Origin of the sequence: Burkholderia sp. SIMBA_062 (assembly GCF_046534765.1) — a bacterium.
Classification (GTDB): Bacteria; Pseudomonadota; Gammaproteobacteria; order Burkholderiales; family Burkholderiaceae; genus Burkholderia; species Burkholderia ambifaria.
In genome coordinates, this window is record NZ_JAWRYD010000209.1 from 1 (window position 1) to 279 (window position 279).

1 protein-coding gene is annotated in these 279 nt (G+C 64.5%); it reads right to left on the reverse strand.

Annotation, left to right across the window (positions count from 1 at the left end):
* Positions 1-279, reverse strand: a 279-nt coding sequence (locus tag SB786_RS36070; protein WP_410731554.1) for an aromatic ring-hydroxylating oxygenase subunit alpha, incomplete at both ends; no start/stop codon positions are given.

Below are 279 nucleotides of genomic sequence, written 5' to 3' on the forward strand. Positions count from 1 at the left end.
CTGTTTCATGAACAGGTCCATCCACTTCCTGGCCGCGCCGAGGAAGTCTTCGAGCGGCTCGATGTCGTCCTTGAAGGTGGCGAAGACCATGCCGGCGTAGCTTTCGGTGCGCAGGCTGACCAGTGGCAGTTCGGCCTTGTCGATGCAATCGCCGTAGCTTTCCGGGTGGGGAATGCCGCGCAGCGAGCCGTCGAGGGCGTAGCCCCAGCCGTGGTAGGGGCAGACGAAGCTGTTGGTCTTGCCCTTCTTGTGCTCGCAGACCGTGGCGCCGCGGTGGCG